This is a genomic window from Poseidonocella sedimentorum (assembly GCF_900116005.1).
Classification (GTDB): Bacteria; Pseudomonadota; Alphaproteobacteria; order Rhodobacterales; family Rhodobacteraceae; genus Poseidonocella; species Poseidonocella sedimentorum.
Genome location: NZ_FOYI01000002.1, coordinates 274,839 through 289,154 on the forward strand (window position 1 = coordinate 274,839; position 14,316 = coordinate 289,154).

16 protein-coding genes are annotated in these 14,316 nt (G+C 59.3%); 7 read left to right on the forward strand and 9 right to left on the reverse strand.

The genetic code is table 11. The features are described from left to right. Positions 1-2: 2 nt before the first annotated feature. The 6 genes from BM353_RS04300 to hemJ all read right to left on the reverse strand — a co-directional run bounded on the left by BM353_RS04300 (position 3) and on the right by hemJ (position 6,428). Positions 3-788 carry a ParA family protein gene (locus BM353_RS04300; RefSeq protein WP_092076982.1) on the reverse strand — a complete coding sequence of 262 codons (786 nt, stop codon included), beginning with the start codon at positions 786-788 and terminating at the stop codon, positions 3-5. Between the two features lie 3 nt (positions 789-791). Beyond that, complete coding sequence (rsmG, locus tag BM353_RS04305) at positions 792-1,400, reverse strand: 16S rRNA (guanine(527)-N(7))-methyltransferase RsmG (protein WP_092077549.1); 609 nt, start codon at positions 1,398-1,400, stop codon at positions 792-794. Between the two features lie 2 nt (positions 1,401-1,402). Continuing rightward, complete coding sequence (gene mnmG / locus BM353_RS04310; protein ID WP_177220448.1) at positions 1,403-3,274, reverse strand: tRNA uridine-5-carboxymethylaminomethyl(34) synthesis enzyme MnmG; 1,872 nt, start codon at positions 3,272-3,274, stop codon at positions 1,403-1,405. 4 nt (positions 3,275-3,278) lie between these two features. After that, complete coding sequence (gene mnmE, locus BM353_RS04315) at positions 3,279-4,565, reverse strand: tRNA uridine-5-carboxymethylaminomethyl(34) synthesis GTPase MnmE (protein WP_092076984.1); 1,287 nt, start codon at positions 4,563-4,565, stop codon at positions 3,279-3,281. A 20-nt stretch (positions 4,566-4,585) separates the two neighbouring features. Then, positions 4,586-5,857, reverse strand: coding sequence for a transcription termination factor Rho (gene rho / locus BM353_RS04320; RefSeq protein WP_092076986.1), 1,272 nt, complete (start codon positions 5,855-5,857; stop codon positions 4,586-4,588). Positions 5,858-5,978: 121 nt separating this feature from the next. Then, on the reverse strand, positions 5,979-6,428 hold the full coding sequence (gene hemJ / locus BM353_RS04325; protein WP_092076988.1) for a protoporphyrinogen oxidase HemJ: 450 nt from the start codon (positions 6,426-6,428) through the stop codon (positions 5,979-5,981). 367 nt (positions 6,429-6,795) lie between these two features. On the opposite strand from hemJ, the gene BM353_RS04330 reads away from it, so the two are divergent. The 4 genes from BM353_RS04330 to dnaQ are packed head-to-tail and all read left to right on the forward strand — an operon-like array spanning position 6,796 to position 9,527. Then, positions 6,796-7,407, forward strand: coding sequence for a Maf family protein (locus tag BM353_RS04330; RefSeq protein ID WP_092076990.1), 612 nt, complete (start codon positions 6,796-6,798; stop codon positions 7,405-7,407). After that, positions 7,404-8,249 carry a shikimate dehydrogenase gene (locus BM353_RS04335; protein WP_092076992.1) on the forward strand — a complete coding sequence of 282 codons (846 nt, stop codon included), beginning with the start codon at positions 7,404-7,406 and terminating at the stop codon, positions 8,247-8,249. Before BM353_RS04330 ends, BM353_RS04335 begins: the two co-directional genes overlap by 4 nt. After that, on the forward strand, positions 8,246-8,839 hold the full coding sequence (coaE, locus tag BM353_RS04340) for a dephospho-CoA kinase (RefSeq protein ID WP_092076994.1): 594 nt from the start codon (positions 8,246-8,248) through the stop codon (positions 8,837-8,839). The genes BM353_RS04335 and coaE overlap by 4 nt, the downstream gene beginning before the upstream one ends. Continuing rightward, positions 8,832-9,527, forward strand: a complete 696-nt coding sequence (gene dnaQ / locus BM353_RS04345; RefSeq protein WP_092076995.1) for a DNA polymerase III subunit epsilon — start codon at positions 8,832-8,834, stop codon at positions 9,525-9,527. The genes coaE and dnaQ overlap by 8 nt, the downstream gene beginning before the upstream one ends. A 78-nt stretch (positions 9,528-9,605) precedes the next feature. Here dnaQ and secB read toward each other — a convergent pair whose 3' ends face one another. Together secB and BM353_RS04355 are read right to left on the reverse strand one after the other, a co-directional pair. Continuing rightward, positions 9,606-10,109, reverse strand: a complete 504-nt coding sequence (gene secB, locus BM353_RS04350) for a protein-export chaperone SecB (RefSeq protein WP_092076997.1) — start codon at positions 10,107-10,109, stop codon at positions 9,606-9,608. Positions 10,110-10,169: 60 nt separating this feature from the next. Next, the gene (locus tag BM353_RS04355) at positions 10,170-10,673 is read right to left on the reverse strand and encodes an FxsA family protein (protein WP_092076999.1); all 504 of its coding nucleotides are present in this window, start codon (positions 10,671-10,673) and stop codon (positions 10,170-10,172) included. A 115-nt stretch (positions 10,674-10,788) separates the two neighbouring features. On the opposite strand from BM353_RS04355, the gene BM353_RS04360 reads away from it, so the two are divergent. The 3 genes from BM353_RS04360 to BM353_RS04370 are packed head-to-tail and all read left to right on the forward strand — an operon-like array spanning position 10,789 to position 13,093. Then, entirely contained in the window at positions 10,789-11,454 is a 666-nt protein-coding gene (locus BM353_RS04360; RefSeq protein ID WP_092077001.1) for a Tim44/TimA family putative adaptor protein, read from the forward strand. Further along, entirely contained in the window at positions 11,454-12,491 is a 1,038-nt protein-coding gene (mltA, locus tag BM353_RS04365) for a murein transglycosylase A (protein ID WP_425439386.1), read from the forward strand. Before BM353_RS04360 ends, mltA begins: the two co-directional genes overlap by 1 nt. After that, entirely contained in the window at positions 12,488-13,093 is a 606-nt protein-coding gene (locus BM353_RS04370) for a Smr/MutS family protein (RefSeq protein WP_092077005.1), read from the forward strand. The genes mltA and BM353_RS04370 overlap by 4 nt, the downstream gene beginning before the upstream one ends. Here the strand turns inward: BM353_RS04370 and BM353_RS04375 are convergent. Beyond that, the gene (locus BM353_RS04375; protein ID WP_092077007.1) at positions 13,046-14,284 is read right to left on the reverse strand and encodes an MFS transporter; all 1,239 of its coding nucleotides are present in this window, start codon (positions 14,282-14,284) and stop codon (positions 13,046-13,048) included. The genes BM353_RS04370 and BM353_RS04375 overlap by 48 nt on opposite strands. Between the last annotated feature and the right edge of the window lie 32 nt (positions 14,285-14,316).

Consider the following 14,316-nt stretch of genomic DNA (forward strand, 5'->3'; position numbering starts at 1 on the left):
TCCTATCCTAACTCTTTGTTTTTATTTATTATTTCGTGTGCAAGCCGCCTGTACGCCTGCGCGCCGATCGAGTAGCGATCATATTCATGGACGGACAACCCATGCGATGGCGCTTCGCTCAAACGAACGTTCCGTGGAATTCTCGTGTCAAACACCAAATGCCCCAGGTGCTCCCGCGCGTCTTTCTCGACTTGCAGCGACAGGTTGTTCCGTTTGTCGAACATCGTGAGCACGACACCCTCTATTCGAAGCTCTGGATTCGCTGTTTCACGGATCTCGCGGATGGTAACCATGAGCTGCGAAAGCCCTTCCAATGCAAAAAACTCTGACTGCAGAGGCACCAAAATCGAATCCGCCGCGACAATGGCGTTGATCGTGAGAATATTCAGCGATGGTGGACAATCCAGAAAAATGTATTCGTAGCCTGCCAGCGTTGAAGCGTCCGAGCGAAGGATCTCTTTCAGCAAAAAGCTGCGATTTTCCTGAGTGACCAGGTCCAGATCGACAGAGCTCAGATCTGTGTTCGACACGATAATGTCGAGATTTTCGACGTCTGTTGGAATCGAAGCGGCGTCCAGTCCCACGTCCTCGAAAAGCAGATCGTACGTCGTCAGATCGCGTGATTCCGGATCAGACCCAAGGCCAGTCGAGGCGTTTCCTTGAGGATCAATATCAATGATCAACGATCTGTGGCCCAGCTCAGCCAGAGCGGCTGCCAGGTTGATCGTCGTCGTTGTCTTGCCCACGCCGCCTTTTTGGTTGGCGACCGCTATCACTTTGGTTTTCAACGGTTATTTGTCCTCGATAGGACGGAGATTTCGGATGATCAGAATCCTGCTTTCAGGATCGGTTTTACTTTGCACAGCTTCGTAATCAAACAGCCATTGCCGTGATGCAAGCTCTATTTCTTCTTGCCATTTCTTCCCTTTCGGGAACCCAAGTGTAGTCGCTTCGTGAAGGAACCTCTCAGACAACCCGAATAGTGCACCCAAAGGCGCTAACGCGCGCGCAGAAACGATGTCGAAAGGTTGCGAAGGTACGTCCTCTATCCGCTGACCGAGAGCCTGGGCTGGAAGATCCAGTTCGCGGATCGCAGTCCGCAAGAAGGCGCATTTTCTCTTGTCGCTCTCCACGAGGACGACCTTCCCACCGGGATTGAACTCCTTCGCCAAAATCGCAACGACGATGCCAGGAAATCCGCCGCCAGACCCTATATCGATCCACGACGACCAGTTCCAATCAACTTGATAAACTTGTTTAGAATCAATGATATGTCTAGAATAGACATTGGAGAGGTCGCTTTTGGATACAAGATTTATTCTGGGCGACCACTTCCCTACAAGCGATTCAAAACTCCGAAATAGCGCCTCTGTTTCACGTGAAACATTCTGCATTTCCATGCTCACGCCCTGCGTTCAGCTTCAGAGCGCTTCAGGACAGAAAGAATCAAAGTCAGCGCAGCAGGCGTCATCCCTTCGATCCTCGCAGCCTGTCCCAAGGAAGCCGGACGAACGCGGACTAGTTTAGACCGAAGCTCGCCCGAAAGCCCGGATAGAGACTCGTAGTCCATATCAACAGGGATCGCCCTCTGCTCATCCCGCTGCAGCGCTTCAGCGTCGCGTTCTTGCCGCACAAGATAATTTGCGTACATCGCATCTCTCTCGATTTGCTCCCGCACATGGAATTCGACCGACGACAACTCTGGCTGAATTTCAAGGAGATCTGGAAACTCGATGTTCGGGAAGGACAGAAGATCAAAGGTTGACCGCTTCTTCCCATCGTTCTTCACGCTAATACCGAACCCTTCGAGCTCCTTCGAAGAGTAGGTCTTGTTCTCCATTATCGCTTTGGCCGAATCTAGTTTTGACTTTTTCTCCGCAAATACTGTCCAACGTGCTTCTCCGACACACCCAGCCAGCTTTCCGAATTCAGTAAGCCTCTGATCTGCGTTATCCGCACGCAACCTCAAGCGAAACTCAGCTCTAGAGGTGAACATCCTATATGGTTCGGTAACGGAGCGAGTTGTCAAATCATCCAGCATCACGCCGATATAGCTGTCTGAACGCAAGAACGTCACAGTATCCTTGCTGAGCGCCTTCGCGGCCGCGTTCAACCCCGAGACCAATCCTTGCGCTGCAGCTTCTTCGTAGCCAGTTGTGCCATTGATCTGCCCAGCTAGGAAAAGACCTTCTTGATCCCTATGTTCCAATGTTCGCGATAGGGTTGTAGGATCGCAATAGTCGTACTCAATCGCGTATCCGGGTTGGATAATTCTAACGTTATCAAGCCCTTTTAGCGTGGAAACGTAGCTTTCCTGGACATCTTCCGGAAGTGACGTGGAGATTCCGTTAGGGTATACAACATCGGTCGAGAGTCCCTCTGGCTCCAAGAACACTTGGTGAGACGATTTATCAGAGAATCTGACGACTTTATCTTCGATGGATGGGCAGTATCGCGGTCCAGTTCCTTCAATATGACCACCGTACATAGCAGATCTATCGAGATTCTCTCTAATTATGTCGTGAGTCTCACCGTTCGTATGAGTAATTCCGCAAGAAACCTGTTCTGTTGACGTCGAGTTCGTCAGAAAAGAGAAGTAGGTGGGTACGTCATCCCCAGGCTGAGACTCAAGAACCTCCCAATTTATTGTTTTCCCATCTAATCTCGGCGGTGTACCGGTCTTGAGGCGACCCATACGCGGAAAAAGGTCCCGAATTTGCGCAGCGAGGCGAATCGACGATTTGGAGCCCATTCTGCCGGCAGGATAGCGCTTGTCCCCTATATGCACGGTGCCACCGAGGAATGTCCCAGTGGTCAACACCACGGTTTTGCCATAGATCGCCGCGTTGTCTGTCAAGCCAACCCCGACTAGTTTCGAATTTTCAAAGAGAAGTTCAGCAACCTCGCCTTCGAGGAGATCAAGAATCGGCAGCGACTCCATCTCGGTGCGCATATGAGCTTTATAGAGAGATCGATCGATCTGCGCCCGAGGTCCTTGCACTGCAGGTCCTTTGCGCCGGTTCAGTAGACGAAATTGAATACCAGCAAGGTCAGCCACTCGGCCCATAACGCCATCTAGCGCATCAATTTCGCGTACAAGATGACCTTTTCCCAATCCTCCAATTGCTGGATTGCAAGACATTACGCCCAGGTCATCACGCTTCATTGTAACCAACGCCGTTATTGCACCCATTCGGGTCGCAGCGTGGGCGGCCTCACACCCGGCGTGTCCACCGCCTACGACGATCACATCGTAATGTTTCACGTGAAACAATCCTCTATTTACCCATGCAAAACGTGGCGAATATCTTTCCCAACACGTCTTCCACGCCGATTTTGCCTACAACGGCATCAAGCTCATGCACTGCTCTACGTAGCTCTTCTGCCGCGAGATCAACGTAGTCTTCCCCCAGCTCTATGTGAACTGCAGCCTGCAAGATACACCTTTTCGCTTCAACCAAAGAACGGCGGTGTCTTTCATTGCTGATGCTACCTTTTGAATTTACTGAATTTTTCAGATACTCATGAATTGCGTGAAGTAGATCTGAAACGCCTTCACCGGTCACGCCAGATAGGCCAAACCCGGGGTAGCTCGCCAGATCTCGTTTCTGTCCAACAAAAGCAGTTCCGTCTTCAATTCGTAAATCCCCGGAGTCGGAACTCTCAACCAAATGGATTCGAATGTCAGCCCGCTCCGCACGCTGCTTGGCGAGATCTACACCCTTCGCCTCTATCGGGTCGTCCGTCTCTCGCATCCCTGCGGTATCGAGAAAAGTCACCGGAAGTCCGAACAAATCCATCCGCACCTCGATGACATCTCTCGTCGTCCCGGCAATTTCGGACGTGATTGCGGCTTCCCTACCGGCAATGTGGTTCAGCAATGTGGATTTACCACTATTGGGCCGCCCAATGATGGCGATCTCAAACCCACTACGTACCCGCTCCGCGACTTGGCTTCCCTCGATTTCGCGCTCAAAGGTTCGAGCAAGTTCAGCCAGACGCCGCACGATATCCTCAGTCATTCCGGGAGGAAGCTCTTCGTCCGAGAAATCGATCATGGCTTCCACAAGCGACATCGCGGTAAGGAGCCCTTCACGCCATTTTACCACTGAGTCCGCCAAGCGCCCCGACAGTGTCTCGATCGCCTGGCTGTGCTGGGCCACTGTCTCCGCTTCGATCAGATCCGCAAGCGCTTCAACTTGAGTCAGGTCTAGCCGGTCATTCAGCAAGGCCCGTCGGGTGAATTCACCGGCCAAGGCATGGCGCACGCCGCTAATACTGCTGAGCTCGGTTTCAAGAAGCGATACGACAGCCTGACTGCCATGAGTTTGAAATTCAACAACATTTTCACCGGTGAAGCTGTTCCCTTCCGGAAAACAGATCACGATCCCCTCATCGATGAGCGTACCATCGCGTTTTCTGAACCGCCGCAAAGCTGCCTTGTGAGTCGCCGGCAATGAACCGCACACAGCTTCCGCGGCGCGAAACGCCTCAGGGCCTGAAACCCGAATGACAGCGACGCCGGCTTTACCCGGCGCCGTTGATAGCGCGAAAATCGTGTCCAAAGGGTCAGTCCTTCAGGAACCTAGGTATTCATTGAATCGAAGAACTCGGAGTTTGTCTTGGTCTGCTTCAACTTGGAAAGCAGGAATTCAATCGCGTCGGTCGTCCCCATGGGGTTGAGAATCCTGCGCAACACGAAGGTCTTGGCAAGATCGCCTTTGTCGACGAGAAGATCTTCCTTCCGCGTCCCGGATTTGAGGATGTCGATCGCCGGGAAGACCCGCTTATCGGCAATCTTGCGATCAAGAACGAGCTCGCTGTTGCCAGTCCCTTTGAATTCCTCAAAGATGACCTCGTCCATCCGGCTGCCCGTATCGATCAGCGCCGTCGCGATGATCGTCAGGCTGCCGCCTTCTTCGATATTCCGCGCCGCGCCGAAGAACCGCTTGGGCCGCTGAAGGGCGTTTGCATCGACACCACCGGTCAGAACTTTACCACTCGATGGAACGACAGTGTTGAACGCCCTACCAAGTCTTGTGATTGAGTCGAGAAGAATAACAACATCTCGTTTATGCTCAACCAACCGCTTGGCCTTCTCGATCACCATCTCACTCACCGCAACGTGCCGCGTCGCCGGTTCGTCAAAGGTCGAGGAGATGACCTCCCCCTTTACGCTCCGTTGCATATCGGTGACCTCTTCCGGCCGCTCGTCGATCAGCAGGACGATCAGATAGCACTCCGGATGGTTCTTCTCGATCGAATTGGCGATGTTCTGCAGGATGACGGTTTTACCCGTCCGCGGCGGCGCGACGATAAGGCTCCGCTGCCCCTTCCCGATCGGCGCCACCAGATCGATGACGCGCGCGGAGCGATCCTTGATGGTCGGATCCTCGACCTCCATCGAGAGCCGCTCATCCGGGTAAAGAGGCGTAAGGTTGTCAAAGGCGATCTTGTGCCGAGCCTTTTCAGGATCCTCGAAGTTGATCTTGGTGACATCCGTGAGCGCAAAATACCGTTCGCTCTCATCGGGTGCTTTCATCTGCCCCTCGACCGTGTCACCGGTCCGCAGCGAAAACTGCCGGATCATGTCTGGCGAGACGTAGATATCGTCCGGACCCGAGAGATAGTTGGCTTCGGGCGAGCGCAAAAACCCGAACCCGTCCTGCAAGACCTCTAGGACCCCGTCGCCATAGACTGTCCAGCCCTCTTCGGCGCGTTCCTTGAGGATCGAGAACATCATCTCGCCCTTGCGCATGGTCGAGGCGTTTTCGATCTCGAGCTCTTCGGCCATAGACAAAAGATCCTTCGGGCTCTTCGCCTTAAGGTCGGCCAGATTGAGACTCTCTTCGCTCATCACATATATACCTTGCTCACCGCATCTCAGACGCAGGCGCCACGTTGTCTTTCGGAAAAATCAGCTCGGACGAGCCTGATCCGTCAGTATTTCAAGGCGGGGTCGGGAGTCAAGCGAGCCGTCAGAAGCGGACGATGACCGAAAATATGATGATCACCAACAAAACTGTCGGGACCTCGTTCATGATCCGATAGCGCCGGCCGGTCAGCTGGTTGGTGCCCTGCGAAAACTGATAAACTCTTCGGCCCAACCAGTCGTGGAACGCGGTCATCGAGAGTATCGCGAAACCCTTGGTATAGGGCCAAATCGCCCCCCAATCGACGGCCCCGGGCGTGAACACCATGATCAACCCAAAGGTCCAACTGGCCATCATCGCGGGCTGCATGATCACCCTGAAGAGCTTGCGCTCCATGGTCTGGAAGAGCGCGTCTGTCTCTGATCCGCTCTCAACCTTCTCGACATGATAGACAAAGAGCCGCGGCAGATAGAACAACCCCGCCATCCAGGCAATGACCGAGATCACGTGCAGAGACTTGACCCATGGGTAGGCGGTGAGGAGCAGATCGAACATACCGCTCATCTATAATAATAAAGATAAGAGTTAAGAATGATGTTTTTGTAGTAAGGCCGGAATCTGGGGATCAAATCTTATCCCCGAAGTTGGACAGCGTATCGACGTGATGTTGATAACTCTTTGGAGAATCTGAGCAACACTCTTAAAAACACATGATTTTCAAAGCGTAGACGAGAATCATGGCTTGTTAAGAACTCGCAACGTGACCAGCTGCCACCTGGTTGTTCACAGCAGCGTTCTGTCCTTTCCCACAGAGGTACAACAGCTCTCGTCGTGACCTGGGGAACAGTGAAAATGGGGTGGTCTGCCTGAAAGCCCCGGGTTATCCGATCTTACCAACCGCAATCCCGCAGGGCTGACCCCAATGTTATCCACACCAAAGCCTCGACTGACGCTGGCCTCCGGATCGCAAATCCGGCGCCTTCTGCTGGAAAACGCAGGGTTCGATATCGACGCTATACCCGCCATGGTTGACGAAACCTTACTGCGCGCGGCGATGGAGGCCGAAAATGCACCGCCTCGGGACATTGCCGACGGGCTTGCCGAGCACAAGGCGCGCAAAATCGCCGCGAAACATGGGCAAAGCCCGGTCCTTGGGTGTGACCAGGTGCTGGCCTGCGGCGGTGTGCTCTTCAGCAAACCCGAATCCCCAGAAGCTTTGCGGGAGGATCTTGCGAAGCTCTCCGGCCAGACTCATCAGCTCTTTTCCGCCGCCGTTCTTTACGAAAACGGCGAGCCGGTCTGGCGGCATGTGGGCATCGCGCGGCTGACAATGCGCAGCCTGAGCGCCGGGTTCATCGAAGATTACGTCGCCCGGAACTGGGACAGCATCCGCCATTCGGTTGGCGGCTATAAACTGGAAGAGGAGGGCGTCCGCCTCTTCACGTCGATCCAGGGCGACTATTTTACCATCCTTGGCCTGCCGCTGCTCGATCTGATCAATTTCCTGACCCTGAGGGGAGACCTGCCCACATGATACACGCATCCAACCGCGCGGGCGGGCGTCCTCTCGCCGGGGTCATCGGCGATCCCATCGCGCATAGCAAATCCCCGCGCATGCATCGTTTCTGGCTCGATCAGTTGGGGATTGATGGGCATTATGTGCCGCTGCATGTGAAGGACGGTGATCTGGAAGCCGTGTTGCGGGCCATGCCGAAAATGGGGTTCGTGGGCACAAACGTGACCATTCCGCACAAGGAAACCGCGATCAAACTCGCCGATGAGATCAGCTCGGCCGCCCGGGCCATCGGCGCGGCGAACACGCTGACATTTGGCGCGGACGGCCGAATTCACGCAGACAATACCGATGCTTACGGATTTTTGGCCAACCTGCGCCAGCAGGCCCCTGGCTGGGCGCCCGATGGGCCGGCCTTGCTGCTCGGCGCCGGTGGGGCCGCGCGCGCGGTCATCGCAGCGCTACAGGAGGCAGGGGTCGGCGATATCCGCCTCTGCAACCGCACGCGCGCTCGCGCCGAAGACCTCGCCTCGGCTTTTGGCGCCGGTGTGAGCGTTCTGCCATGGGAGGACACAGGAGACGCCGTTGGTGATTGTTCGCTTCTCGTCAACACCACCTCGCTCGGAATGGTGGGGAAGCCGAGTCTTGACCTTGCGCTCGACAAGCTCTCTGCCAGCACGATCGTCTCCGATCTCGTCTATGTTCCGTTGGACACCGGACTCCTGCGCGCCGCGAAGGACAAGGGTTGCACCACGGTCGACGGGTTGGGGATGCTCCTGCATCAGGGCGTGCCGGGTTTCGAGCGGTGGTTCGGGGCGCGCCCCGAGGTGACACCCGCATTGCGCGAGGCGCTTTTGGCATGAGCTTGCGCATTGGTCTGACCGGGTCCATCGGCATGGGAAAATCCACCACGGCAAGCATGTTCGCCGAGGAGGGCTGCGCTGTGTGGGACGCGGATGACGCCGTCCACCGGCTTTATGCCGAAGGCGGGGCGGCGGTTGCGCCGCTGGGGGACCTCGTTCCGAATGCATTGATAAATAGCGGTATTTCGCGCGAACGACTCAAGATGGCGCTTCTGGAGAACCCCGGTTTGCTTGCTCGGATCGAAGCGATCGTTCATCCCCTCGTCGCCGAAGATCGGCGGCAATTTACCGAGGCCAGCGAGGCCGACATCATCGTTTTCGATATCCCGCTCCTGTTTGAGATCGGTGCCGACAAGGCGATGGATCGGACCGTCTGCGTGAGTGTGCCTTCTGAGGTTCAAAAAGCGCGTGTCATGGCCCGCGGCACGATGACGCAAGAGCAGTTTGAGGATATTCTCGCCCGCCAGATGCCCAATGCGGAAAAATGCGCGCGGGCCGATCATGTGATCCTGACCGACACGCTTGAACACGCCCATGCACAGGTGCACTCCTTGGTCTCAACCTGGCGCGAGGGGCTTGGCGATGCGTGAAATTGTCCTTGATACGGAAACAACCGGGTTCGAGCCGGAGCAGGGCGACCGGATCGTCGAGATCGGGGCCGTCGAGCTTTTCAACCACGTGCCGACGGGCAAGACCTATCACCAGTACATCAACCCCGAGCGGTCCATGCCGCAGGAGGCGTTCGAGGTGCATGGGCTCGGCGACGAGTTCCTACGCGACAAGCCGGTGTTCAAGGAGGTGGGCCAGGCGTTTCTCAACTTTATCGGCGATGCCCGGCTTGTGATCCATAACGCGGCCTTCGACATGAAGTTTCTCAATGCGGAACTGCGCTGGATCAACCTGCCGCTGATCCCATGGGAACAGGCGCTCGACACCCTGGCCATCGCGCGGAAGCGCTTTCCTGGCTCTCCGGCCTCGCTCGACGCGCTCTGCCGGCGGTTCGGAATCGACAACGCGTCGCGGACGCTGCACGGCGCCTTGCTCGACTCCGAGATCCTTGCCGATGTCTACCTTGAGTTGATCGGCGGGCGGCAACCGGACTTTGCCCTCGCCACGGACCCGCGCAGCCAAAACGCCGCCACCACCTCGGACAACTGGCGCCCGTCGCCCCGGCCGACACCTCTGCCCCCGCGCATCAGCGCGGCCGAGGCCGAGGCGCATGCGGCCTTTGTCGAGACGCTCGGCGACAACGCGCTCTGGCGCAGTCTCGACGGCTGACGGACGCAGCTTCGGCCCAGAAAAAAGGCGCGGCGCCCCGCGGGGCCCGCGCCTTGATCGTCACCGTATCGAAACAGATCAGGCCTGCGCCGTCTGCTCCTGCGCGCGCCGCGAAAGTTCGTTGCGGTAGAGCGCGAGGAAATCGATGGTTTCGAGGTTGAGCGGCGGGAAGCCGCCATCGCGCGTGACATCGCTGACCACACGGCGGACGAAGGGGAAGGTCATCCGCGGGCATTCGATCAGCAGGAACGGGTGCAGCTGCTCATCCTTGACGCCTTCGATCTGAAACGCGCCGGCATATTCCAGCTCGAGCAGGAAGAGCGGCTCGCCGCCGGATTTGTTCTTGGAATTGACCGTCAGCTTGGTGATCACTTCGTACTGGTTCTCGACGCTGCGTTTGCGCGCATCGAGGTTCACCTGCACGGTCACCTCCGGCTGAACCTCACCGCCGAGACCCTTCTGCGCGAGCAGGTTCTCGAAGGACAGGTCCCGGATATACTGGGCCAGAATGTTCATCTTGACTTGGGGTTGGTCTGCCGGTGCTGCCTCCGCACCGGTCTCCGCGCTGCCGTTTTCGGCCATGTCTGAATTCTCCAAAGGATCACATGTCGCGGCGGTGCTTAACAGATGAGGTGGATGGCCTCAATGCTTGGTCCAGCCTGAGGGCTCATGCGTCGGACGTTTGCTGCCCTCGATGCCATCGGGAGAGCCCGGGCCGCGCGGTGTGAGATCTTCGAAATCGCCATCAATGGTCCCGGGCTGCGCGCTGCGGCGCGTCTCACGCACGGCGAAACCGCTCATGCTGACGCGCGATTTGAGCGCTTTGAACACCGACCGGCGCACCGGCGGAATGAGCAGCGAAAAGCCCACCGCATCGGTGAAAAACCCCGGCGTGAGGAGAAGCGCGCCAGCAAAGAGGATCATCGCGCCATGGGCGAGCGGCTCGGTCGGATCGTTGAGCTCATTGAACGACCGGCGGATCTGAGACATCACGCCGCGCCCTTGGCTCCGCACGAGCCACGTGCCCGCGATGGCCGTCACGATGACGATCAGAAGCGTGGGCCAGAGCCCGATGGCGCCGCCGACCTGAATGAACAGGCCGATTTCGATCAGCGGAATCGCCAGGAACAGCACGAAGAGCCACATTCGGAACCTCACGGGGACAGGGCATTGGTTGCAGCGGTGGACTTGCCACCGGTGCTATCTTACATAGGTACGGTGATGTAACGATACCATCCCCAATGGAGCATATGAGCCCCCGATGAACTCCTCCATTCTCCAGCTTCTTGTCCTTGCCGGCATTGCGGTATTCCTCATTCTGCGCCTGAAAAGCGTGCTGGGGACGCGGGACGGGTTTGAAAAGCCGCCCGTGCCGCGCGGAGCCCCTGAGGCAGGGTCGTCGCGCGAGCCGCAGTTCGAGGTCATCGATGGCGGGCCGGACCGCGATATCGTGGACCACGTCCCCGCCGAGAGCCCGCAGGCCGAGGCCCTGGCGCGGATGAAGGAAGTCGAGCCGAGCTTTTCGGTCACCGAATTCCTCTCCGGTGCGAAAGGCGCCTATGAGATGATCCTCATGGGATACGAGCGCGGGGATATCGCCTCGCTCAAACCCTTCGTGTCCGAGGATGTCTTCGAGAGCTTTGAGAGCGGTATTGCGCTCCGCGAGGAGCAGGGCCTGTCGATCGAGGCGGAGTTTGTCGGCGTGCGGGAAACCTCTTTCGTTGATGCCCATTTCGACGAAGCCACGAGCGAGGGAGAGGTCACGGTCCGGTTCGTCGGCGAGATGACCTCCACCGTGAAGAACGCCGAGGGCGAGGTGGTCGAGGGGAGCCCGACCGAGATCAAACGCCAGAAAGACATCTGGACCTTTGCCCGCGCGATGGGCAACGACGATCCGAACTGGCAGCTGGTGGCTACAGGCGAGTGATGCGCGCGCTGCGGGCGGCGATCCTGAGCGGGGCGGTCGTGGCCGGGTCGGCAACAGCGCAGGAGCCGCGGGTGACGCTGCTCGGGTTCGAGGATCTCGACGGCTGGGCCGAAGACGATCACCTTGCCGCATTTACCACCTTTCGCGAAACCTGCCTCGATCTGACCGATCCCGACTGGCAGGCGATCTGCGCCGCGGCCACGGCCGAGCCCGACCCGCGGCTGTTCTTCGAAACCTTCTTCCGGCCGGTGCTGGTCGAGGATGGTGCGGAGGCGCTTTTCACCGGGTATTTCGAGCCCGAACTTGATGGCGCGCTTCGCCCGTCAGACCGGTTCCGCTATCCGCTCTACCGGATGCCCGACGCGGCCCGACAGGCGCAGCCCTGGCTTACACGGGCCGAAATCGAGAGCTCCGGCGCGATGGCGGGGCAGGGGCTGGAACTCGTCTGGGTCGATGATCCGGTTGAGCTGTTTTTCCTTCAGGTTCAAGGCTCTGGCCGCGTCCGTCTGCCCGATGGCGGGTTTCTGCGCGTCGGCTATGCCGGGGCCAATGGCCACCCCTACCGCTCCATCGGCAAGGAGCTTGCGCGGCGCGGCGTCTTTGCCGCGCATCAGGTCTCGGCCCAGCGGATCAAGGCCTGGGTCCGCGACAATCCCGACGCGGGGCAGGCGCTGCTGCACCACAATCCTTCTTACGTGTTCTTCCGCGAAATCAATCAGGTCCCGCCGGATCGCGGGCCTCTGGGCGCGATGAACCGGTCGGTGACGGCGATGCGCACGCTGGCGGTCGATCCAGCCTACACCCCGCTCGGCGTGCCCGTCTGGCTTGAGAAAGACGGGCAGGAGCCGCTCCGCCGGCTGATGATCGCGCAGGATACCGGCTCGGCGATCAAGGGTGCGCAGCGCGCCGATGTCTTCGTCGGCACAGGCGATTTTGCGGGGCGCACGGCGGGCCGGATGCGCGATCCGGGTCGGATGATCCTGCTGCTGCCCAACGAACGCGCCTTCGCCCTGTTTCCCCCGGACGCGGAGGGATGAGCCGGCGGCGCAAATTACGCCCCGAGGAGCAGGAATTGTGGAACCGGGTAGCGCAGGGCACGACCCCGCTGCCGAGATCGCTCCGCACTGCGGCCGAGAAGGCCGAGACGCCCAAATCCGATGGCGCCCCCGCGCCGAAGGGCCCGCGGATGACGATCGAACGGCCGGATCGCGCGCCCGAGCGCGGAGGGTTCAGCGCCTCTGTCCAGCCCAGCGATCCGCGCGACAGGCTTCAGGCGAGCCCGCTCGCGATGGACCGGCGCACACATGGGAAGCTCTCTCGCGGCAAGATCAAGCCGGAGGGGCGGATCGACCTCCACGGCATGACGATGGACCGCGCCCATCCCGCGCTCACGCGCTTCATCCTCGATGCCCACGGTCGGGGCAAGCGCGTGGTGCTGGTGATCACCGGCAAGGGCAAATCGCGTGACGAGGGCGGACCGATCCCCGTGCGCCAGGGCGTGCTGCGCCACAATGTGCCGCAATGGCTGGCGCTGCCGCCGCTCGTATCCGCGGTGTTGCAGGTCGTGCCGGCGCATCAGCGCCACGGCGGGTCAGGGGCGTACTACGTCTACCTCCGGCGCAACCGCGAGATCCGGTAGCGCCCGGCGCAGCCCCCAACCCATGAGCGCCGTGGCGAGCAGAAAATAGACCGCAATCCCGGCGTATTGCGCTTCGATCCCCACGCCCGCATCGATGAGCCCGCCAGTGAGCCCCGGTCCGATGGCCGAGCCGAAGACCATGAGCGCGCTGGCCATCGACTTGATCGCGCCGATGTGCCGCGTGCCGTAAAACTCCGCCCAAAAGGCGCCGGGTAGGGTGGAGGCTGCGCCGGAAGTGCTGGCCAGAAGGATCATGCCGAGCAGCGTCCAGCCGAGCGTGGGGCCGAAGGCGAAGCAGGCAAATCCGAGCGCCGCCGGGAGGAGCGACCAGACGATCGTCCGGGCCGCGCCGAACCGGTCCACCGCCCAGCCCGCGCCGAGCATCGCGACCACGCCCGCGCCGGTGAAAAAGGGAAAGAGGGCAACGATTTGCACGTGGGTGAAGCCTTTCACCTCGGCATAGTGCACCTGTTGGAAGAAGAACGCGGTGTTGAAGGCGGGCGGGCCAAGTTGGGCGAGGATCATCGCCCAGAAGAGATAGTGGCCGAGGGTTTCGCGCCGGGTCCAGTGGCGCCCTAACATCCCGACGCTTTCCGAAGATTTCGCCAGCGATTGCGGCGTGCGCTCTTCGAGCAGGGCGCGGCGCAGCACGGGAATTGCCAGCAGCGCGACGGCTGCCGGCACGAACCACAGCGTTTGCCAGGGCCAGATCGCCATGGCCGCAACGATGAGCAGGGGCAGGGCGGCCTCACCAATGAGATAGCCGAACCGTGCGACCGAGAGCGCCATGCCGCGCCGCGCGCTGAACCAGCGCGCCATCGAGACCGTGGCGAGATGCGTCGACAAGCCCTGGCCGAAAAGTCGCAGCCCGAAGATCACCACCCCGAGCCAGACCACCTCCCGCGCGAAGGCCATGCCGAGACACGTGATCGCGAGCATTGCGAGCACAGCGGGGCCCAAAGTTCGGATGCGGAATCGGTCGGTCAGCCCGCCGATGCAGAGCATCACCACCGCCGCCGCCATCGTGCTGACCGTGTACAGCGCGCCCCAGTCGCCGTGGCTCAGCTCGAAGCTCGCCATGATCTCGCCGGCAAAGACCGACACGAAGAAGGTCTGTCCGAAGCAGGAACAGAAGGTCAGCAGGATGCCCGCCAGGAGCCAGCGCAGATTGTCGCGGAGGAAACCGATCATACCCGCGTTGTGATCCCCCGGCGCGCGGGGAT

Excerpts from the sequence above, each read along its gene's own strand:
- BM353_RS04355 (WP_092076999.1), bottom strand. The coding sequence starts at position 10,673 with ATGTGGCTCTTCGTGCTGTTCCTGGCGATTCCGCTGATCGAAATCGGC.
- BM353_RS04330 (WP_092076990.1), top strand. The coding sequence starts at position 6,796 with ATGTTATCCACACCAAAGCCTCGACTGACGCTGGCCTCCGGATCGCAA.
- rho (WP_092076986.1), bottom strand. The coding sequence starts at position 5,857 with ATGAGCGAAGAGAGTCTCAATCTGGCCGACCTTAAGGCGAAGAGCCCG.
- coaE (WP_092076994.1), top strand. The coding sequence starts at position 8,246 with ATGAGCTTGCGCATTGGTCTGACCGGGTCCATCGGCATGGGAAAATCC.
- rsmG (WP_092077549.1), bottom strand. The coding sequence starts at position 1,400 with ATGGAAATGCAGAATGTTTCACGTGAAACAGAGGCGCTATTTCGGAGT.
- BM353_RS04375 (WP_092077007.1), bottom strand. The coding sequence starts at position 14,284 with ATGATCGGTTTCCTCCGCGACAATCTGCGCTGGCTCCTGGCGGGCATC.
- mltA (WP_425439386.1), top strand. The coding sequence starts at position 11,454 with ATGCGCGCGCTGCGGGCGGCGATCCTGAGCGGGGCGGTCGTGGCCGGG.
- BM353_RS04335 (WP_092076992.1), top strand. The coding sequence starts at position 7,404 with ATGATACACGCATCCAACCGCGCGGGCGGGCGTCCTCTCGCCGGGGTC.
- BM353_RS04370 (WP_092077005.1), top strand. The coding sequence starts at position 12,488 with ATGAGCCGGCGGCGCAAATTACGCCCCGAGGAGCAGGAATTGTGGAAC.
- BM353_RS04360 (WP_092077001.1), top strand. The coding sequence starts at position 10,789 with ATGAACTCCTCCATTCTCCAGCTTCTTGTCCTTGCCGGCATTGCGGTA.
- hemJ (WP_092076988.1), bottom strand. The coding sequence starts at position 6,428 with ATGTTCGATCTGCTCCTCACCGCCTACCCATGGGTCAAGTCTCTGCAC.
- dnaQ (WP_092076995.1), top strand. The coding sequence starts at position 8,832 with ATGCGTGAAATTGTCCTTGATACGGAAACAACCGGGTTCGAGCCGGAG.
- secB (WP_092076997.1), bottom strand. The coding sequence starts at position 10,109 with ATGGCCGAAAACGGCAGCGCGGAGACCGGTGCGGAGGCAGCACCGGCA.